The organism is Ruixingdingia sedimenti (assembly GCF_031432425.1).
Lineage (GTDB): Bacteria > Pseudomonadota > Alphaproteobacteria > Rhodobacterales > Rhodobacteraceae > Ruixingdingia > Ruixingdingia sedimenti.
This window is the reverse complement of sequence record NZ_JAVKPH010000006.1, coordinates 1-17,793: the sequence shown is the minus strand read 5'-3', so window position 1 is coordinate 17,793 and position 17,793 is coordinate 1. Positions and strand designations below refer to the sequence as shown.

20 protein-coding genes are annotated in these 17,793 nt (G+C 69.8%); 10 read left to right on the top strand and 10 right to left on the bottom strand.

The window, feature by feature from the left end:
• Window positions 1-4 precede the first annotated feature (4 nt).
• Together RGD00_RS07185 and RGD00_RS07180 are read right to left on the bottom strand one after the other, a co-directional pair.
• On the bottom strand, window positions 5-622 hold the full coding sequence (locus tag RGD00_RS07185; RefSeq protein ID WP_310456630.1) for a sugar transferase: 618 nt from the start codon (window positions 620-622) through the stop codon (window positions 5-7).
• Entirely contained in the window at window positions 619-1,494 is an 876-nt protein-coding gene (locus RGD00_RS07180) for an NAD-dependent epimerase/dehydratase family protein (protein ID WP_310456629.1), read from the bottom strand. Before RGD00_RS07180 ends, RGD00_RS07185 begins: the two co-directional genes overlap by 4 nt.
• A 158-nt stretch (window positions 1,495-1,652) precedes the next feature.
• Between RGD00_RS07180 and RGD00_RS07175 the strand changes: the two genes are divergently transcribed.
• Entirely contained in the window at window positions 1,653-2,015 is a 363-nt protein-coding gene (locus RGD00_RS07175) for a hypothetical protein (protein WP_310456628.1), read from the top strand.
• 96 nt (window positions 2,016-2,111) lie between these two features.
• Here RGD00_RS07175 and RGD00_RS07170 read toward each other — a convergent pair whose 3' ends face one another.
• The 3 genes from RGD00_RS07170 to RGD00_RS07160 form a co-directional block, all read right to left on the bottom strand.
• Window positions 2,112-3,227: a site-specific DNA-methyltransferase gene (locus RGD00_RS07170; RefSeq protein ID WP_310456627.1), complete on the bottom strand. Its 1,116-nt coding sequence runs from the start codon at window positions 3,225-3,227 to the stop codon at window positions 2,112-2,114.
• Window positions 3,228-3,314: 87 nt separating this feature from the next.
• The gene (locus tag RGD00_RS07165) at window positions 3,315-3,953 is read right to left on the bottom strand and encodes a ribonuclease HII (RefSeq protein WP_310456626.1); all 639 of its coding nucleotides are present in this window, start codon (window positions 3,951-3,953) and stop codon (window positions 3,315-3,317) included.
• A gap of 372 nt (window positions 3,954-4,325) precedes the next feature.
• A complete protein-coding gene (locus RGD00_RS07160) occupies window positions 4,326-4,826 on the bottom strand; it encodes a hypothetical protein (RefSeq protein ID WP_310456625.1) in 501 nt (166 codons plus the stop codon).
• Between the two features lie 189 nt (window positions 4,827-5,015).
• Between RGD00_RS07160 and RGD00_RS07155 the strand changes: the two genes are divergently transcribed.
• Complete coding sequence (locus tag RGD00_RS07155; protein WP_310456624.1) at window positions 5,016-5,315, top strand: hypothetical protein; 300 nt, start codon at window positions 5,016-5,018, stop codon at window positions 5,313-5,315.
• Window positions 5,287-5,988, top strand: coding sequence for a winged helix-turn-helix domain-containing protein (locus RGD00_RS07150; protein WP_310456623.1), 702 nt, complete (start codon window positions 5,287-5,289; stop codon window positions 5,986-5,988). The genes RGD00_RS07155 and RGD00_RS07150 overlap by 29 nt, the downstream gene beginning before the upstream one ends.
• 16 nt (window positions 5,989-6,004) lie before the next feature.
• Here the strand turns inward: RGD00_RS07150 and RGD00_RS07145 are convergent, their stop codons facing one another.
• The 5 genes from RGD00_RS07145 to RGD00_RS07125 form a co-directional block, all read right to left on the bottom strand.
• Window positions 6,005-7,249: a multidrug effflux MFS transporter gene (locus RGD00_RS07145; RefSeq protein WP_310456622.1), complete on the bottom strand. Its 1,245-nt coding sequence runs from the start codon at window positions 7,247-7,249 to the stop codon at window positions 6,005-6,007.
• Window positions 7,246-8,280: an Ldh family oxidoreductase gene (locus RGD00_RS07140; RefSeq protein ID WP_310456621.1), complete on the bottom strand. Its 1,035-nt coding sequence runs from the start codon at window positions 8,278-8,280 to the stop codon at window positions 7,246-7,248. The genes RGD00_RS07145 and RGD00_RS07140 overlap by 4 nt, the downstream gene beginning before the upstream one ends.
• 17 nt (window positions 8,281-8,297) lie before the next feature.
• On the bottom strand, window positions 8,298-9,176 hold the full coding sequence (locus RGD00_RS07135) for an alpha/beta hydrolase (RefSeq protein WP_310456620.1): 879 nt from the start codon (window positions 9,174-9,176) through the stop codon (window positions 8,298-8,300).
• A gap of 61 nt (window positions 9,177-9,237) precedes the next feature.
• Window positions 9,238-10,143 (bottom strand): VOC family protein, encoded by a 906-nt coding sequence (locus tag RGD00_RS07130; protein ID WP_310456619.1) that lies wholly within the window; start codon window positions 10,141-10,143, stop codon window positions 9,238-9,240.
• 80 nt (window positions 10,144-10,223) lie between these two features.
• On the bottom strand, window positions 10,224-11,060 hold the full coding sequence (locus tag RGD00_RS07125) for a fumarylacetoacetate hydrolase family protein (protein ID WP_310456618.1): 837 nt from the start codon (window positions 11,058-11,060) through the stop codon (window positions 10,224-10,226).
• Window positions 11,061-11,317: 257 nt separating this feature from the next.
• On the opposite strand from RGD00_RS07125, the gene RGD00_RS07120 reads away from it, so the two are divergent.
• The 7 genes from RGD00_RS07120 (at window position 11,318) to RGD00_RS07090 (ending at window position 17,635) form a co-directional block, all read left to right on the top strand.
• Window positions 11,318-12,463 (top strand): alcohol dehydrogenase catalytic domain-containing protein, encoded by a 1,146-nt coding sequence (locus RGD00_RS07120; RefSeq protein WP_310456617.1) that lies wholly within the window; start codon window positions 11,318-11,320, stop codon window positions 12,461-12,463.
• Window positions 12,464-12,514: 51 nt separating this feature from the next.
• Window positions 12,515-13,054 carry a cupin domain-containing protein gene (locus RGD00_RS07115; protein WP_310456616.1) on the top strand — a complete coding sequence of 180 codons (540 nt, stop codon included), beginning with the start codon at window positions 12,515-12,517 and terminating at the stop codon, window positions 13,052-13,054.
• A 110-nt stretch (window positions 13,055-13,164) separates the two neighbouring features.
• Window positions 13,165-14,382, top strand: a complete 1,218-nt coding sequence (locus RGD00_RS07110; RefSeq protein WP_310456615.1) for an amino acid ABC transporter substrate-binding protein — start codon at window positions 13,165-13,167, stop codon at window positions 14,380-14,382.
• Between the two features lie 22 nt (window positions 14,383-14,404).
• Complete coding sequence (locus RGD00_RS07105; RefSeq protein WP_310456614.1) at window positions 14,405-15,265, top strand: branched-chain amino acid ABC transporter permease; 861 nt, start codon at window positions 14,405-14,407, stop codon at window positions 15,263-15,265.
• A gap of 10 nt (window positions 15,266-15,275) precedes the next feature.
• Complete coding sequence (locus RGD00_RS07100; protein ID WP_310456613.1) at window positions 15,276-16,220, top strand: branched-chain amino acid ABC transporter permease; 945 nt, start codon at window positions 15,276-15,278, stop codon at window positions 16,218-16,220.
• Complete coding sequence (locus RGD00_RS07095; protein ID WP_310456612.1) at window positions 16,213-16,935, top strand: ABC transporter ATP-binding protein; 723 nt, start codon at window positions 16,213-16,215, stop codon at window positions 16,933-16,935. The genes RGD00_RS07100 and RGD00_RS07095 overlap by 8 nt, the downstream gene beginning before the upstream one ends.
• Complete coding sequence (locus RGD00_RS07090) at window positions 16,928-17,635, top strand: ABC transporter ATP-binding protein (protein WP_310456611.1); 708 nt, start codon at window positions 16,928-16,930, stop codon at window positions 17,633-17,635. Before RGD00_RS07095 ends, RGD00_RS07090 begins: the two co-directional genes overlap by 8 nt.
• Window positions 17,636-17,793 lie beyond the last annotated feature (158 nt).

Here is a 17,793-nt window from a genome sequence, read left to right as displayed (position 1 = left end):
GCTGTCACCGCCGCCGCCCCGGCAGCACCCGCGCCGCCGTCTGCCACATCAGCGCCATGTCGAGGCAAAGATTGCGCCGGCGCTGATAGATCAGGTCCAGCCGCGCCTTGCGCGGCACGCAGCGGCGGGCATAGGTGGCGTCGGTTTCCTCTGGCGTGGCGCAGCGGGCCAGAAGCCATTCCTCGTGCCGGTGGAAATGCAGGCTCGCCAGCCCCGTGACCCCGGGGCGCGACCGCAGCACCTGCGCGTAAAGGTCGGGGAAACGTTCGACATAGGCGCGCAGGGGCGGGCGCGGGCCGACAAAGCTCATGTCCCCCTTCAGCACGTTCCACAGCTGCGGCACCTCGTCCAGCCGCGTGCGCCGCAGGAACCGCCCCGCCCGCGTGACCCGCGCCGCCTTGTGCCCGCCCGATACGCCCGCATCGCCGGGGTCGGCGCGCATGGTGCGCAGTTTCCACAGCAGGAAGGGCCGCCCCGGCGCGCGCATGCGTTCCGAGACATAGAACAGCGGCCGCCCCTCGGTCGCCAGCAGCACCAGCAGCAGCAGGCCGAAGGGCAGCGCCAGCACCGCCATCAACACCAACGCCACGATGATGTCGAAGGCGCGCTTGGCCGGGGTCATGCGGCGGGTTCCGCCGTCAGCGCATGAAGTTCGGCCAGCATGGCGGCGGGGTGGCTGGCGCCGGGCGGCAGCGGGGCCAGCGCCATCAGGCGGGTGACATCCATCACCGCGTTTTCGATCGCGCCCGCGGGTGCGGGCTGCCAGACCACGGGCAACCCCGCCGCACCGGCCAGATCGGCCATCGCCACGCCCCCGGGTGCCGCAAGGTTCAGCACCTCGGGCAGGGCCGCACCCGCCACCGCGCGGGCGGTCAGCCGCGCCAGCACCCCGGCAAGGCTACCCGGCCCGATATAGGACCGCACCGGCCCGCCCCCGCCGGGAAAACGGTCCAGCGTCACCCGCCGCCGCGACGCCAGCGCGGGCGCCAGCGCATCCGCCCCCACCACATTGCCGATGCGCAGCACGGTGACGGCGGGCGCCCCCGGCCCGGCCTCTGCCCGCCAGGCGGCGGCGGCCGATTCCATCGTGCATTTCGCCTGTCCATAGGGGCGCAGGGGGGCGGGGGGCGCGGCCTCGGTCGCCGGCCCGGCATCGGTCGCACCATAGACGGCGAGCGAGGAGGCCAGAAAGACCCGCCCCGCCCCCACCCGCGCGGCGGCGGCACAGGCCGCCTCTGCCAGCGCGGTGTTCAGCGCCAGCGCGGCCGGCGGCCCGGCGGTCACGCCCGCCAGCATCAGCACCGCATCCGCCCGCGGCATCGGATTGCCCGACAGCGGATCCCATGCGACCCAACCCGCCCCCGCCACCGGGCGGCGGCTTTGCCACAGCGGGCGAAAGGCGGCGGGCGGATGCGCGCCCCAGGCCGCGCGCAGGAAACGGCCGAGTTTGCCGGTCGCGCCGACGACAAGAAGCACGGGCAGATCCTGGGGCATCGGTTCCTCTGGTTGCAACCTCCGGGGTAGCGGGGGCGCGGCGCGCTGTCTACCCCCCGGGATGGCCCCCCGGGATGCCCCCCCGGGATGGGGGGCTGCACGCGGGGCGCGCGGGTGGTAGGGTCGATGCAGCCACCCGCCCGAGACCGGACCCGCCGATGCGCCTTCGCCTTGCCCTCGCCACCCTCTGCGCCCTGCTGCCCGGGGCCGCCGCCGCACAGACCGATGCCGTGGCGCTGGCCTGCGGCGGGGCCGGGGGCGGACATGTCGGCGTGGGGCCGGTCTGCGCCGCGCTGGAACGGCAACTGGCCGCGCGCTATGGCGCCGTGCGGCAGGGCGCGGCGCTGACCATCCGGTTCGAGATGCTGCGCGACGACGCGCAGATGCTGTCGGGCCGGCTGCACTGGCAGGGCCGGACGGGCCCGGTGGTCGAGGTGACGGCGAACGACCGCCCGCTGGACGCCCGCGCCGCCGGGCGGCTGGCCGAGGGGCTGATGCGGATGAGCAGCCTGCCCGACTGACCCCTCCCCCAACCAAAAAGGCCCCGCCATGAGGCGGGGCAGTCGTGCCGGGCAGATGCCCGGGCACCGGCGGTAATTCGTGGGTATAGGGGGGCGTCAGTGCGCCTGCGGGCGGTCCATCTCTGCCCGGATCTGCTGGCGCAGCAGGTCGATGGGCACCATCTTGCCCTCGCGCTTGAAGTGCCAGTAGGTCCAGCCGTTGCAGGACGGCGCACCCTCGTAATGCGCGCCCACCTGATGGATGGATCCCGTCATCCGGTCCGCCGCCAGCGTGCCGTCGGCGCGCACCTTGGCGGTCTGCCCGCGCGGCGACACCAGCACCTCGCCCGGGCGCAGCATGCCGCGTTCCACCAGCGTGCCGAAGGGCACGCGGGGTTCGGCGCGTTTCGAGGTGGTGATTTCCAGCGCGCTGCGGTCATAGGGCCGCACGCGGGCGATGCGTTCGGCGGCGATCCTGCGATACCCCTCTTCCCGCTCGATCCCGATGAAACTGCGCCCCAGCATCCTAGCCACCGCGCCGGTGGTGCCGGTGCCGAAGAACGGGTCCAGCACCACGTCGCCCGGGTTCGTCGTCGCCACCAGCACACGGTGCAACAGCGATTCCGGCTTTTGCGTCGGATGCGCCTTGTCGCCCGCCGCATCCTTGAGCCGTTCGGACCCCGTGCAGATCGGCAACACCCAGTCCGACCGCATCTGCACACCCTCGTTCAGCGCCTTCAGCGCCTCGTAGTTGAAGGTGTATTTCGCGCCCTCGGACCGGCTGGCCCAGATCAGCGTCTCGTGCGCGTTGGTCAGCCGCTTGCCGCGGAAGTTCGGCATCGGGTTGGCCTTGCGCCAGACGACATCGTTGAGGATCCAGAACCCCTGGTCCTGCAAGGCCGCACCGACGCGGAAGATGTTGTGATAGCTGCCGATGACCCAGATCGCCCCGTTGGGCTTCAGGATCCGCTGCGCCTCTGCCAGCCAGTCGCGGGTGAAGCGGTCGTAGGCGGCGAAAGACGCGAACTGGTCCCAGTGGTCGTCCACCGCATCGACGCGCGAATTGTCGGGCCGGTGCAATTCGCCCCGCAGTTGCAGGTTGTAGGGCGGATCGGCAAAGATCAGATCGACCGAGCCAGCGGGCAACCCCCGCATGACCTCGATGCAGTCCCCCGCAAGGATTTCGTTCAGCGGAAGCGAAACCGCCTCCGGCTTTGCCGTCTTCGTCGCCATGTCTTACCTGCTCTGCCCGCGCTTTTGCGCTGTTGTGACGGACAGAGTGTGAGTCATCGCTGATTCGCCGTCAAATTCTTTATTGAATCAAGGGGTTATTGATTTTTCTTGATACAAGATGTTGTGCACGGGGCGGAAGCTTCGCCTATGGTGTGGGGTGACACCAAGCCCTAGAAGCGCCGCCAGATGGTCGCGCGTCGGATAACCGGCGTTGCGGTCCCAGCCGTAGCCGGGGTGGTGTTGCGCCAAATCCACCATCACCGCATCCCGCGCCACCTTGGCCGCGATCGAGGCCGCGGCGATCGACAGCACCCGCGCATCGCCCTTGACCACGGCCTCTGCCGGGCAGGGCAGGCCGGGGGGGATGCGGTTGCCGTCGATCAGCAGATGGTCGGGCGGCGCGCGCAGGCCGGCGACGGCGCGGCGCATGGCGAGGTAGGTGGCCTGAAGGATGTTGAGCGCGTCGATTTCCTCGACTGTCGCATGGGCGACGGAAACCTCGGCGCAACCCGCCAGTTCGGCGGCGATGCGGGCCCGGGCGGCGGGGGTAAGCGCCTTGGAATCCGCCAGCCCCGCGGGCAGGCAGGTGAAATCCAGCACCACGGCGGCGGCGGTGACGGGCCCGGCCAGCGGGCCGCGGCCCACCTCGTCCACCCCCGCGATGCGCAGGGCGCCGCGGGCGCGGGCGGCGGTTTCGAAACTGGCGTCGGGGTGCAGCCGGGTCATGCCCCCATCAACCCCAAGCCGCCGCCGCATGCAATGCCGGGGCGAGGTCTGGCCCAAGGGTGCAAAGCCTTTCTTCCCGCCGTTGGCCGGGTGGAGGACACAGCGGCGGGGGTTTCACACCCCCGCACCCCCGTGGGATATTTATGGACAGAAAGTGAAGAAGGGCACGCGCCGATCTTCAGGCTGGACTTAAATATCCCCGCCGGAGGCTCCCGCACTTTCCCCCGGGCCAAACGCCGGGCAAGGGGGCGGCGTCCGCAGGCCGGGGGCCCGCCCCGGCATTCCCCCCTCACAACGCCAAGGCCGCCGGCCTGCACGGGGCAGCCGGCGGCCGGCGGTCCGGGGGCTGCTCGTCCCCCCGGCCGGTATGTGCTAGCGGTGGCGGCGATAGCCGCCCGCGTTCGCGACGCAGCTGCCGTCGTAGACCAGCCGGTCGCCATCGCGCAGGCGCAGCGTGCGCAGGCAGTTCTGCGGCAGGTCGCGGCGGTCGTAGCCGCGCTGGTTCAGGCAATGCGCGTTGTAATAGACGGGATGGCCGCCGCCCACGCGGATCTCGCATTGCCCGGGCAGCGACGGGCCCCGGTGGTGGACGGGCGGGCGCGGTTCCACCACCGGCGGGCGGTAGTGGGGCGGGTAGGGCTGCGGGCGGGGCTGGTAGACCGGCGGCGGACGGTGGTCGCGGCGGTGGCCGTTGTCCAGCGCCCTGCCGATCATGTAGAGCGCGCCGAGCCCGACGACGACCTTGGCGACGTCCTTTGCATCGGCGCGGGCCGGGGTGGCGGCGGCGGTGAACCCCGCCAACGCCACCGCCAGCGCGGCGGCAAGGCCGAGCGCGCGGCGGGCGGGCGAGGGGGATGCGGGGCGGTGCGGCATGGGGCCTCTCCTTCTCTGGCGTCCGGGCGGCGGGTGCGGCCCGCGACGGGATGGCCAAGGCTCGGCCCGCCGGCGGCGGAAAGGCAATATCGGCGCGCGGTTATCCGATAACATCGCCCCGCCGCCCCTTGTGTCATTGAATATCCGCCGCCTTCCCCCCATCCTGCGGCCATGCCTTCGGAGGATGCCATGCGCCACCGTTTCCTTGCCGCCCTGCTGTCGGCCCTGCTGGCCGCCCTGCCCGCCGCCGCGCCCGCGCAGGCCGCCTGCTATGCCGATTACAAGGCCAAGCGCGACGGCCCGCTGCGGCTGCACTATGGCGTGATCGAACTGCCCGCCGCGGCCTGCGATCCCGCCGCCGCGGCGCCGGTGATCGCCGCGCGCATCCGGGCGGATGGCTGGGTGCTGCTGAACGTCATGTCCGTCTTCGGCCCCGAGGGCCTCAACCAGAGGAAAGCCAGTGCGGGCCCCTATTTCCTTCGTTACTGACGCCCTGCGCGGCAACCGCACCGTCGGGGTCGGGCTGGCGGCGGTGCTGGTGATCCTGCTGGCGGCGGCGGTGTTCCTGTTCCTCAATCTGCCCGACGCCAATGCCTTCAACGCGCGGGTCGAGCGGATCTTCGTGGAAAACGACGGCATCACCGGGGGCAGCGACATCCGCCTGCTGGAGATCCTGGCCCAGTCCGGCACCAGCTTTGCCGAGGTGCTGGTCAGCTATCGCATGGTGATCTTCGTGCTGCTGGTGTTTTCCACCGCGCTGTTGCTGGCGGCGCTGGTGTTTCTGGTGACGATCCTCGCGCTCAACCGCCGCATCACGGAATTGCGGCAGGCGGGGATCCAGGTGTCCTCGCTGCTGATCAGCCGCGAGGAACGCACCGTCTGCCTCAACAACATGGAATTCGCGCTGACGCCCGCCGCGATCGAGACGCTGGCGGTGCTGGCAGAGGCGCGGATGGATGACGAGGTGCTGACCGGGGCAGAGATCGAGGCGATGATTTCCGGCCGCAGCGCCGCCGATTGCGACGAGGCCGCGGGGGCGACGCGGATCAAGCGGCTGCGCGACGCGCTCGGCAACCAACTGGTCAGCGAGCTGCTGGTCAAGACGGTGGCGCGGCGGGGCTACATGCTGGCCATCGACAAGGATGTGATCCGCATGCTGTAGGCCGAAGCCGCCCGCCCTACCCCCGGCCCCCGGGTCCCGCAGGCTGCGGGTTGGCGGCGGCGACCAGCGCCAGCACCGCCACCGCCCCGGCCAGCCACCCGGCCCCGAACAGCGTGAAGGACACCGCATAGGCCCGCCCAAGCGCCTCTGCCACCACCGCGCTGAGGCTGATCGTCATCGCCCCGGTCAGCGCCGCCGCCTGCCCGGCGACATGCCGGTGCGGCGCGATGGCCAGCGCGCTGCAATTGGCGAAGGCAAAGCCCATGCAGACCATCGCCGCCACCAGCACCGCCTGAAACAGCACCAATGGCGGCGGCGCCAGCCCGAAGCCCGCCAGCGCCGCCCCGCAGACCACCAGCCCCCGGGCGGCGCGGCGCAGCACCGGGGCGGGGCCGGCCCGGGTGACGATGCGCGCATTCAGCCACGACCCCGCCGCGATCCCCAGACCGACGGTGGAAAACAGCGCCGCAAAGCCCTCGCCCACCCCGAACCGCGTCTGGTAGAGCGCGGGCGAAATGCCGATGAAGCCGAACATCAGCCCATAGGCCATTCCGGCCGCCAGCGTGTTGCCAACCGTCACGCGCGTCCGCAACAACCCCGTCAGCGTGCGTCCGTAGCTGGCCGGGTCCAGCGCCCGGCGCGCGCCCGGCGGCAGGGTTTCGGGCAACACTAGCCAGGTGATCGCCAGCGGCACCAGCGCCGCCAGCGCCAGCACCAGCGGGATCGCGCGCCAGCCCGCGGCCGCCATGATCCCCTGCCCCAGAACCGGCCCGAGGATCGGCGCCAGCATGAAGATCATCATCACCCGCGACATGTCGCGCGCCAGCCCCGGCCCTTCGCGCGTGTCGCGCAGCAGCGCCACCGCCACCACCCGCGGCCCGGCGGCGGCAAGGCCCTGCACGAACCGCGCGGCCAGATGCTGGTCGAACCCCGGCGCCAGCGCGGCCCAGACCCCGCAGGCCGCGAACACCACCAGCGCCCAACTCAGGACCGGCCGCCGCCCGAACCTGTCGGCCAAAGCGCCGTGCAGCAGGTGGCCCAGCCCGAAGGCCAGCACGAAAACCGTCAGGGTCAGGCGGCTTTCCCCCGCGTCGGCAAGGCCATAGCTTGCCGCCATCGCCGGAAAGGCGGGCAGCAGGATGTCGAGCGACAGCGACAGCACCGCCATCAGCGCGGCGACGAACAGGATGAACCCCGGCCCCCCCGTCCAGCCCGGCGCTGTCGCGCAGGGGCCGGGGGACGGGCCGGGGGGCAGGGTCATGCCAGCGCCTGCGGCAGCGGCACCGACAGCCTGCCCGCCAGTTCCGCCAGCCGCGCCACCGTGCCCGCGGCCAGCGGGATGCCGCCCGCCGCCCGTGCGGCGGCCGCCTGCGCGCCCCGTTCGCCGGGCAGCAGGACGGCATCGGTGCCTTCGGCCGGCGGCAGGGCGTGGATCGCCCCGGCCAGATCCGCCACCGCGGCGGCAAAGGCCGCGGCATCGCCGAACGCCCCGGGCGCCAGCGCGATGACGAGGCCGTTGAACCCGCCCCCCGCCTGCCCCGCCAGCGCCGGCGCGATCACCGGATTGCCCGGCAGGACCGATGTCAGGATCTCGATCATCAGCGACAGGCCCGACCCCTTGGCCCCCGCCATCGGCAGCAGCGCCGCCACCGCCCCCGGGTCGGTCGTCGGGCGGCCCGCCGCGTCGACGGCCCAGCCCTCGGGGATCGTCCGGCCCGCATCCTTGGCCGCCATGATCTTGCCCAATGCCACCGCGGCGGTGGACATGTCGAGCACCACCGGTTCGCCCCCCGGCATGGGCACGGCGATGGCCAGCGGGTTGGTCGACAGCGCCTCGCCCCGCGCGCCGTGATAGCTCATCAGCGGTTTGGAGGCGGTAGTGACGATGCCCACCATCCCCGCCCGCGCCACGGCGGATGCGAAATACCCCACCGCCCCGGCATGCGAGATGGCGCGCGCCGCGCAGACGCCCACGCCATGATCGCGCGCCGCCGCCACCGCCCGGTCCACCGCCGCGTTCATGCCCACCGCGCCGGGGCAATCGCCGCCGTCCAGCACCGTCACCGCGCCGAAACGATGCGCCATGGCCACCGGCGCGCCGGTGCGCACGATGCCCTGTTCCAGCATCTCGACATAGCGCGGCACCCGCAGCACCCCGTGGCTTTCCACCCCGCGCAGGTTGGCCCAGACCAGCAGGTCCGCCATCTGCGCGGCGTCGGCGGGGGTGAAGCCGCCCGCGGTCAGCAGCGCCTCGGTGAACCGCCGAAGCTCGGGCGCAGGAATCCGTGCCATCATCTGCTCCGTTCCGGTCAGACGCCGAGGGGCGAGGGGAAGAACTTGTCCAGCCATCCCTTCATCAGCGCCTTGGTGCGCGGCGCATCCGAAGGGGCCAGCGGGAAATGGGCGGTGGTGTCGATCAGCATCAGTTCGGTCGGCTGGCCGGCCTTTTCGAACATCCGCACGGATTCGATCGTGGGGGTGATGATGTCGTTCGCGGTGTGGAACAGCAGCAGGGGCCGCGGCGCGATGTTCGCCACCACATCGTCGGCGCGGAAGTTCATCATCGACCACGCGGTTTCAACCGGGATTTCCATGATCGCCTTGGGCGACAGGTTCTTGCGCAGCGCCTCGGGGATCGGCACGGCGTCGAAGCGGGAAATCCACATGCTCTCGCCGGTTTCGCGTTTGTGCCTGCGACCCTGATCCAGCAGGCCGGTGAATTTCGCCCATGCCTCGGGCGTGGGGTGCTGGCCGCGGAACTTGCGTTCGCCATCCCCCCACCCGCAGGACGAAACGCAGCAGGCCACCCGTTCGTCCACCCCGGCGGTATAGACCGACACCGCGGCGCCGAAGCTGTGGCCGGTGATGCCGATGCGCTTCGCGTCGACCTCGGGCCGTTTCGCCAGCCAGCTCAGCGCGTTCCTGGCATCAGCCACCTGATCCATGCAGCGCACCTGCGCGCGCTCGCCCTCGCTTTCGCCGCAGCAGCGGAAATCGAAGCGCAGGGCGACATAGCCGAAATGCTCCATCATCTCGGCCTGGATCTGGGCGTGGCTTTCGTCCTTGGACCCGACGAACCCGTGGCAGACGATGAAGGCGGGCAGCGGTTCGCCCCGGTAGCCGTCGGGGACATGCAGCATCCCCGACAGCACCAGCCCGTCGGATTCGAACGTCACTCTTTCCTGCATGGGAATATCCTTCTGGTCAGGCCGCGCGGGCACGGGGCCGCGCAGGCATGCGGGGGCGGGCTCAGCCCAGCTTCTGGAACGGGAAGACGTGTTCGCGCCATTCCACCGGCGCGGGCGTGCCCCAGACGTTCATTTCGCGCACGTTTCCGGGGCGGGCGAGGTTGGTGATGATCCGCGGCGCAAAATTCGCGTCGTCGGCCACCAGCGCCATCGGGCCCGAGCATTCGCAGATGCAGCCCGCGCTGTCGATGTAATAGGCATAGGTGTTGTCGCCCGGCCGGTGCCGCCCCGGGCCCCACAGCAACTGCCGGTCGTGCCGGTCGAGGATGTCGCCAAGGCGGCAGTACATGTTGAATTCGGGGAATTCGAAGGAATAGTGGTGCAGCCCCGCCGCCCGCGCCTTCACCAGCCCGAGGATATGGTGCTGCCGGTTGCCGCCATAGAGCCAGGTGAGCGAATCGTTCACCAGCTTTTCCGACATCTTCATGCCGCCGATGGCTGCCAGTTGCGCCAGCGTCGCCGCCGGGTCGGGGGTCAGCAGGTTGGCGTGGTCCAGCCGCCGCGGGCCGACGCCCTTGGTGTCATGGCGCGGGCGGTACATGTCGTCGCGGGTGGGGGTGTGGATTTCGAACCGCAGCCCCTCGGGCGTGTCGAAGGTGACGCCCGCGTCCATGCAGGACAGGCTCGGCCTGTCGGTGAAGATGCGGCAGCCGGCGGCTTCGACCCTTGCGGCCGCCTGCGCCACCGCCTCGGCCGTCAGCGCCTCGAGCCCGATGGTGTTGGTGCTGTTTTCCGCCGCCTCGACCAGCACGAGTTCCGCCGCACGGCCGTTCGCCGACAGCCAGACCGCGCCATCCGATTCGCCGCTGACGCGCAGGCCCAGGATGTCGGTCGCATCGCGCAGCATGTCGTCGATGCAGGTGGTGTTGAGTTTGATGTGACCGATCGCAAAGACGACTGGCGACATGATGGGCCCCTCCGGTTCCGTTCCCTTGGCCGACTGATACAGGGTCGGGCGGCGTAAGGCAAATATTTTCGAAAATAGTTTTACATTACGAAAACATTGGCGGCGGCCACCGCGTTGCGCAGCGTACCGATGCCGGTGATCTCGACCTCCACCACATCGCCTGGCGTCAGAAACCGCGGCGGCGTGCGCGACGACCCGAAGCCCGTGGGCGTGCCGGTCACGATCACGTCGCCCGGCGCCAGCGGCGCAAAGGCAGAGACATAGGCGATCAGCCAGTCGATGCCGAAAATCATCCGGTCCATCCCGATCTGCTGCATCACCACGCCGTTCACCCGCGTGGTCAGGCGCAGCGCGGCGGGGTCGATCCCGTCCGCCGTCACCAGCGCGGGGCCGAAACTGCCCGAGGCGAAGAAGTTCTTGCCCGGCGTGAACTGGGTCGAATGTTTCTGCCAGTCGCGGATGCTGCCGTCGTTGAAGCAGCTGTAGCCCGCGACATGCGCCAGCGCCGATTCCCGGGCGATGCGGAAGCCGGGCTTGCCGATGACCACGGCCAGTTCGCCCTCGAAATCATGCCGGTCGCTTTCGTCCGGCTTGCGCAGGGGCTGGCCGTGGCCGACCAGCGTGTCCGCGAATCGGGTGAACAGCAACGGATATTCCGGCGCCGGCCGGTCCGGCAGCGTGGGTTCGCGGAAATTCGTGGCAACGCAGAAGATCTTGCCGGGCGACAGCACCGGCGGCAGGAAATCCACCCGCGCCGGATCGAACACCCGGCCGGTGGGCAGGGCCGCGGCGGGGTCTTGCAACAGCGCGGCCACGGCCTGCGGATCCCCCGGGTCCGCCGCGATTTCATGCAGGCCATCGGCCCGTTCCACCGCATGGCGCGCCCGCCCTTCGGCGCGGATACATACCAGCCGCATCGCCCTCTCCTGTCCCGAAGCTGCTCATGAGTTACGAAATAAATATACTTTTGCGAAAATAAAGAAAGGGGTAGCATCAGGGGCGGGGGCTGGACGCGACACCCGCACCGCCGGCACGCCCTGCCTTCCGGCCAGCCCCGGAAATCTCTATTACGAAAAAATATTGTGTTTTCGAAATTCTTCGGTAAACCTTCGGATCGAAGGCGCGGGGCCGGTCCGGCGGATCGCCCCGCGGGGAACATCAAGGGAGGAGCGCGATGAACGCGGCAGTTTCCACGGCCACCCCGGCCATTCCGAAAACCATGAAGGCGGCGCGGATGCACAAGATCGCCGGCCCCCTGATCGTCGAGGACCTGCCGGTGCCGCAGCCCGGATCCATGGACGTTCTGGTGCGCGTGCGGTCCTGCGGCATCGTGCCGAACCTCGGCAACATCCTTGCCAACTGGCCGACATGGTTCCCGCATATGCCGCAGCCGCCGCTGCCGGCGATCTTCGGGCTGGACCCGGCGGGCGAGGTCGCGGCAGTCGGGTCGCAGGTGCACAACATCAAGCCGGGCGACCGGGTCTATGTGAACCCCGGCCGGTCCTGCGGCAGCTGCCGCCACTGCCGCCGCGGCGACGGGCTGTCGTGCCAGCACTATGCCTTTCAGGGGTATTTCGGTTTCAGCCAGCATGCGATGCAGACCTTCGGCGACTACCACACCGGCGGGCTCGGCGAATATATGACCGCCCCGGCCTCTGCCATCGTCGCCCTGCCCGACGACATGAGCTTCGACGAGGCCGCGCGGCTCGGCTACATGGGCACCGGCTATTCGGCGTTGAAAAAGGCCAATGTCGGCCCGACAGACATCGTGTTGGTCAACGGCATTTCGGGCACGCTCGGCATTAGTTGCGCGGTGTTCGGGCTGGCGCGGGGGGCGAAAAAGATCCTCGGCACCGGGCGCGATGCCGCGCTGCTGGCGGAAATCAAGGCGCTGGCCCCGGACCGGATCGAGGTGCATTCGATCAACGACGGTCCCATAGAATCCTGGGCGCGCAGCCATACAGTCAACGGCGAGGGCGTGGATGCCTTCATCGACTGCAACGGGCCCGGCGCGGCGCACGAATCCTTCCTGCAAGGGCTGCGGTCGCTGCGCCGGGGCGGCGTCGCGGTCGACATCGGCGCGGTGGCGGGCGAGATCCCCATCGACGTCCACTACATGATGGACAACAACCAGCGCCTGATCGGATCGGCCTGGTTCACCACCGCCGAAGGTCAGGAAATGGCCGACATGGTGGGCAGCGGCGTCGTCAGCTTCGGGCTGCTGGAAACGCAAGGATCGCCGCTGGCGCAGGTGAACGAGGCGATTTCGGGCATCGCCGTGCGGCATGGCGGCTTTTCCAATTTCGTCATCCATCCGTGACGCATCCGGCGCCGCCCCCCGGGGCGGCGCTTTTCTGGGGAGGGAGAAAGCATGAAAATCAGACGCGTCGTCACCGGCAAGGATGCCTCGGGCAAGTCGGTCTTCGTCAGCGACGGGCATTCCCCGCGCGAGATGGTGTTGCAACACACGCCGGGCTTCGTCAGCTCGCCCCTCTGGCTGGTGCCGGGGCCGCCGGACCTGCGGCAGGGCCATGCCGACACGATGGCGCAGAACGGGCCCCTGCTGGCCGGGCCGGGCGGGGCCTGTTTCCTGGTCGTCACCTTCCCGCCGGATTCGGTGATGATGTCGCCGGAATTCAACCCCGCGCTGGCCGGGCCGGAACATGCCGCCGCCGCCCCCGGCATCGCCGAGACGTTCGAGATGGACAACCCCGGCATGCACACCACGCCCACGCTGGATTGCGTCACCGTGATCAAGGGCGAGATCGTGCTGGAACTGGATGACGGCGCGACCACCACGCTGCGCGCGGGCGACACCGTGGTGCAGCACGGCGCGCGCCACGCCTGGCGCAACCCGGGCACCGAACCGGCCACCGTGTCCTTCGTCATGCTCGGCGCGCATCCGCGCTGAGCCTTCGGCCCCGCCCGGGGCCGCAGCGGAACCCCGGATCACACCACAGGCCGCCCCGTACCCGGGGACGGCACGAGGGCCTTTTGCCCTGAAGGGAGAGGAAGAGAGAGATGAGAGTGAATCGTCGCATGCTTCTGGGCACGGCCGCCGCCGCGGTCATTGCCCTGTCGGGGGCCGTCCCCGCCGCCCTGGCGCAGGACCGCAGCGCGGTGCGCATCGGCTATGTCGTGTCGCAGACCGGCGTGAACGCCGCGGGCGCGGGCACCACCACGATCCCCAACTATGAACTCTGGGTGCATGACGTGAACGCCGCCGGGGGGCTGAAACTGCCCGATGGCAGCCGGTTGCCCATCGAAGTCACCACCTACGACGACCGGTCCCAGACCGAAGAGGTCGTCCGCGGGATCGAGCGGCTGGCGAACCAGGACAAGGTGGATTTCATCCTCGCCCCCTGGGGTACGGGCTTCAACCTGGCGGTGGCGCCGCTGATGGCGCGGTTCGGCTATCCGCAGCTTGCCGCCACCTCTGTCGTGCCGCCGATCCCCGACATCTACAAACGCTGGCCCACCGCCTTCTGGATGCTGGGCACCGCGGACGGCTACGGCGATTCGCTCGCCGGGGTGCTGAAACCGCAGGTCGAGGCGGGCGCGCTCAACGGCAAGGTCGCGATGATCTCGATCGCCGACGGGTTCGGGATCGAACTGTCCGAGGCCGCGCGCCATGCCTTCAAGGACACCGGGTTCGATCTGGTGATGGACAAGACCTATCCGCTCGGCACGCAGGATTTCAGCACGCTGCTGGCCGAGGCGCAGGCATCCGGCGCCGACATCTTCGTCGCCTACAGCTATCCGGGCGATACTTTCGCCATCACCAAGCAGGCGCAGCTTTCGTCCTACAACCCGCCGGTGTTCCATACCGGGGTCGGCACCAACTTCCCCGCCTATCCGCAGATCAACGACGGCAATATCGAGGGCGTGATCAGCCTCGGCGGGATCAACGCGCAAAGCCCGGCGATCCAGGATTACATCGCCCGCCACAAGGCGGTGCTGGACAAGTCGCCCGACGCCTGGGCCAGCCCGGTCATCTATGCCTCGCTGGAAATGCTGGCGCAGGCGATAGAACGCAAGGGGCTGGACCGCGAGGCGGTGACGGCGGAACTGTCGAACGGCACGTTCGAGACGATCCTCGGCACCATCACGCTGACCGACAACCAGCTGCATGACATGTGGTACATCGGCCAGTGGCAGGGCGACCAGTTCGTCGCCGTCGCGCCGGTGGACAAGCCCGGTGCCGCCGCGGCCGTCGTGCCGAAACCGGCCTGGAAATAACGCAAGAACGGGGCGCGCCGCCATGCTGCTTTCCACTCTGGTCGTCGGGCTGGTGCTTGGCGGCACCTATGCCCTCGTGGCCTTGGGCATGACCATCCAGTACGGGGTGGCCCGGATCATGAACCTGGGCTTCGGCGAGACGGTCATGTTCGGCGCGTTCATGACCTTCCTATTCGTGACCGCGTTCAGCCTGTCGCCGCTGGTGGGCATGGCGGTGGTGGTGCCGCTGGCCTTTGCGGTTTCCTGGCTGATCTACACGGTCCTGATGCGTCCGCTGGTCCGGCGGGCGCATCACCCGGCCAAGGTCGAGGTCGATTCCATCCTCGTCACCTTCGGGCTGATGTTCCTGGCGCAGGGCGTGTTCACGCAGGTTTTCGGGTCGGGCTATTCGGGCTATTCGTGGTTGCAGACGCCGGTCAATGTGCTTGGCGCCAGCATCGCGGGCGGGCGCGTCCTGGGGCTGGTGCTGGCGGTGCTGATCGGCGGCGGGCTGTGGTTCGCCATGCGCCACAGCCGTTGGGGGCTGGCGATGCGCGCCGTCGCCACGCGGCCCGAATTCGCCGCCCTCGTCGGGGTCGACGAAAACCGCACCGCGCGGCAGGCTTTCGCCCTTGGCGGGGCGATTGCGGGCGCGGGCGGGGCGATCCTGTCGATGTATCAGCCGGTAACGCCCGTGGACGGCGGCTTCCTGACCATGAAGGCGCTGGTCATCGTCATCATGGGCGGCGTCGGCAACATGGGCGGCGCGCTGGCCGCCGGTCTGATCATCGGGCTGGTCGAGGCGCTGGTGTCCTATGCCGTGGACCCGGGCCTGACCCTTGCCGCCACCTATGCGATCTTCCTCGCCGTTCTTCTGTGGCGACCCAAGGGGCTTTTCGCCTGAGGAGCATGTGATGAAAAACGCGCTGATCCCTGTCGGCCTTTGCCTTCTGCTGCTGGCGCTGGCGGCGCTGCCGCTGGTGGCGGGGGCCTATCTGCAGGGCGTGCTGGTCGGGGTGATGAGCGCCGTGGTGCTCGCCTCTGCCTGGGCGCTGTTCTCGGGGCCGACCAAGTACATCTCGCTGGCCACGGTCGCCTTCTTCGGCCTTGGCGCCTATACGGTCGCGGTGCTGGCCGATCATGTGCCCTTCGGCCTGATCCTGATCGTCGCGGGCGCGGTGGGGCTGGCGGTGGCGCTGGTCGTGGGGCTGGCGACGCTGCGGCTGGCCGGGGTCTATTTCGTGATCTTTTCCTTCGGGCTGGCAGAGCTTGTCCGGCAGCTGATCACCTGGGCCGAAACCACGCTGAACAAGACCCTCGGCCGCTATATCTTCATCGACATCGACGCGCGGGGCATCTACTGGCTGCTGCTGGCGCTGGCGGTGGCGACGCTGGCCCTGCGCTGGTGGATAGAACGCAGCCGGCTCGGCCTGGCCGTGCATGCCATCGGCGACGACGAAACCGTCGCCCGCCATGCCGGGATCAACGTGACGGCGGTCAAGCTGGCGCTGTTCGCGATCTCGGCCGTCATCATCACGCTGGCCGGCGCGATACAGGCCCCGCGCTGGACCTATGTGGAACCCTCGATCGTCTTCAACCCGACGATTTCCTTCATCACGCTGATCATGGCGCTGCTTGGCGGGGCGACGCGGCTCTGGGGGCCGGTGTTCGGGGCGGTGCCGTTGTTCTTCTTCTTCGAATGGCTGTCGGTGAAGGTGCCGGACCAGTTTTCCGTCATCCTCGGCCTCGCCTTCATCCTGATCGTGTTTCTGGTGCCCAATGGCGTGCTGGATCTGGCGCAATCCGCGCTGCGGCGGCTCGGCCTGCCCGCGCGCGGAAAGGAGGCCCCCCATGCTTGAGGTCAGGAACCTGACGAAACGCTTCGGCGGCCTGCTGGCGGTGAACAACGTCAGCTTCCATCTGAAGACGGGCGAGGTGGTGGGGCTTCTGGGCCCCAACGGATCGGGCAAGAGCACGGTGATGAACCTGATCTCGGGCGCGCTGATGCGCAGCGCGGGCGAGGTGCGGGTGGACGGCCAGCGGATCGACGGCGAGCCCGCGCACCGCATCGCGCGGCGCGGCGTGGCGCGCACGTTTCAGCTGGTGCGGCTGGCGCCCTCGCTGAGCCTGCGGGAAAACGTGCTGCTGTCGGTCGCCTTCGGCCCCGAGCCCCTGTGGGGGGCCGATGCCGTGCGCCGCGCCGATGCCGCGCTGGACCGGGTGGGCCTTGGCGGCATGGGCGACCGGCGGGTGCCGGATCTGAACTACATCGACCAGAAACGGCTGGAGCTTGCCCGCGCCATCGCCACCCGCCCGCGGCTTCTGCTGCTGGACGAATGGATGGCGGGGCTGAACCCGACCGAACTGAAAACCGCCATCGACCTGATCGCATCGGTCCGCGACGGCGGCACGACGATCCTGCTGGTCGAACATATCATGGAGGCGGTGCGCGCCCTTTGCCCGCGCTGCATCGTCATGCAGGCGGGGGTGCGCATCGCCGACGGCCCGACGGCCGAGGTGCTGGCCGACCCGCAGGTGATCGACGCCTATCTGGGGGGTGCAGCCCATGTTTGAGGCGACCGGCATTTCCGTCCGCTACGGCAAGCATCTGGCGCTCGATTCCGTTTCCGTCGGCGTGGCGCCGGGGGAATGCGTGGTCATCCTCGGCGCGAACGGGGCGGGGAAATCCTCGCTGCTGCGCGGGCTGACGCGGGCGCGGCTGCGGGCGCCGGGGGGCAAGGTGCGCTTCATGGGCCGCGACATCACCGCCCTGCCGGACCACGAGGTGGTGGAAACCGGCATCGCGCTGGTGCCAGAGGGGCGCGGCAATTTCACCGAACTGACGGTGGCCGACAACCTGTCGCTCGGGTCCTACCCCCAACGCGCGCGCGCCACCACGGCCACGCGGCGGGCCGAGGTGCTGGAGATGTTTCCCAAGCTCGGCCAGCGGCTGGCGCAGACGGTGGGCACCATGTCGGGGGGCGAACAGCAGATGGTGGCGATCGCCCGCGCGCTGATGTCCTGCCCGGACCTTCTGTTGCTGGACGAACCCAGCCTCGGCCTTGCGCCCATCGTGGTGGAGGAGATGTTCCAGACCCTGCGCCGCGTGCGCGATACGGGCGTGTCGATCCTGCTGGTGGAACAGAACGTGGGCGCGAGCCTCGCGCTGGCCGCGCGCGGCTATGTGCTGGAGGCGGGGCGGATCGTCGGGCAGGGCACGGCGGACGCATTGCGCGACGACCCGGTGGTGGCGCAGGCGTTTCTGGGGCATTAGGCCGGGTCGGTATTCTGCCCACATCGCTCTGTCTGGCGAAGGCGCGTGCCTTCGCCACAGCGATGCAGGTGGAGTTGCCCTGGCCGGGGGCCCGAAGCCCCCGGCCAGCGCCCGCCCCGCCCATGGCGGGCGCTTCTCGCCCGCCGGGGCAGGCGCTG

Coding starts and splice junctions, on each gene's coding strand:
- RGD00_RS07155 (WP_310456624.1), top strand. CDS start 5,016: ATGCGCCACCGTTTCCTTGCCGCCCTGCTGTCGGCCCTGCTGGCCGCC.
- RGD00_RS07175 (WP_310456628.1), top strand. CDS start 1,653: ATGCGCCTTCGCCTTGCCCTCGCCACCCTCTGCGCCCTGCTGCCCGGG.
- RGD00_RS07115 (WP_310456616.1), top strand. CDS start 12,515: ATGAAAATCAGACGCGTCGTCACCGGCAAGGATGCCTCGGGCAAGTCG.
- RGD00_RS07125 (WP_310456618.1), bottom strand. CDS start 11,060: ATGCGGCTGGTATGTATCCGCGCCGAAGGGCGGGCGCGCCATGCGGTG.
- RGD00_RS07105 (WP_310456614.1), top strand. CDS start 14,405: ATGCTGCTTTCCACTCTGGTCGTCGGGCTGGTGCTTGGCGGCACCTAT.
- RGD00_RS07180 (WP_310456629.1), bottom strand. CDS start 1,494: ATGCCCCAGGATCTGCCCGTGCTTCTTGTCGTCGGCGCGACCGGCAAA.
- RGD00_RS07135 (WP_310456620.1), bottom strand. CDS start 9,176: ATGCAGGAAAGAGTGACGTTCGAATCCGACGGGCTGGTGCTGTCGGGG.
- RGD00_RS07110 (WP_310456615.1), top strand. CDS start 13,165: ATGAGAGTGAATCGTCGCATGCTTCTGGGCACGGCCGCCGCCGCGGTC.
- RGD00_RS07130 (WP_310456619.1), bottom strand. CDS start 10,143: ATGTCGCCAGTCGTCTTTGCGATCGGTCACATCAAACTCAACACCACC.
- RGD00_RS07100 (WP_310456613.1), top strand. CDS start 15,276: ATGAAAAACGCGCTGATCCCTGTCGGCCTTTGCCTTCTGCTGCTGGCG.
- RGD00_RS07185 (WP_310456630.1), bottom strand. CDS start 622: ATGACCCCGGCCAAGCGCGCCTTCGACATCATCGTGGCGTTGGTGTTG.
- RGD00_RS07145 (WP_310456622.1), bottom strand. CDS start 7,249: ATGACCCTGCCCCCCGGCCCGTCCCCCGGCCCCTGCGCGACAGCGCCG.
- RGD00_RS07170 (WP_310456627.1), bottom strand. CDS start 3,227: ATGGCGACGAAGACGGCAAAGCCGGAGGCGGTTTCGCTTCCGCTGAAC.
- RGD00_RS07165 (WP_310456626.1), bottom strand. CDS start 3,953: ATGACCCGGCTGCACCCCGACGCCAGTTTCGAAACCGCCGCCCGCGCC.
- RGD00_RS07095 (WP_310456612.1), top strand. CDS start 16,213: ATGCTTGAGGTCAGGAACCTGACGAAACGCTTCGGCGGCCTGCTGGCG.
- RGD00_RS07090 (WP_310456611.1), top strand. CDS start 16,928: ATGTTTGAGGCGACCGGCATTTCCGTCCGCTACGGCAAGCATCTGGCG.
- RGD00_RS07140 (WP_310456621.1), bottom strand. CDS start 8,280: ATGGCACGGATTCCTGCGCCCGAGCTTCGGCGGTTCACCGAGGCGCTG.
- RGD00_RS07120 (WP_310456617.1), top strand. CDS start 11,318: ATGAACGCGGCAGTTTCCACGGCCACCCCGGCCATTCCGAAAACCATG.
- RGD00_RS07160 (WP_310456625.1), bottom strand. CDS start 4,826: ATGCCGCACCGCCCCGCATCCCCCTCGCCCGCCCGCCGCGCGCTCGGC.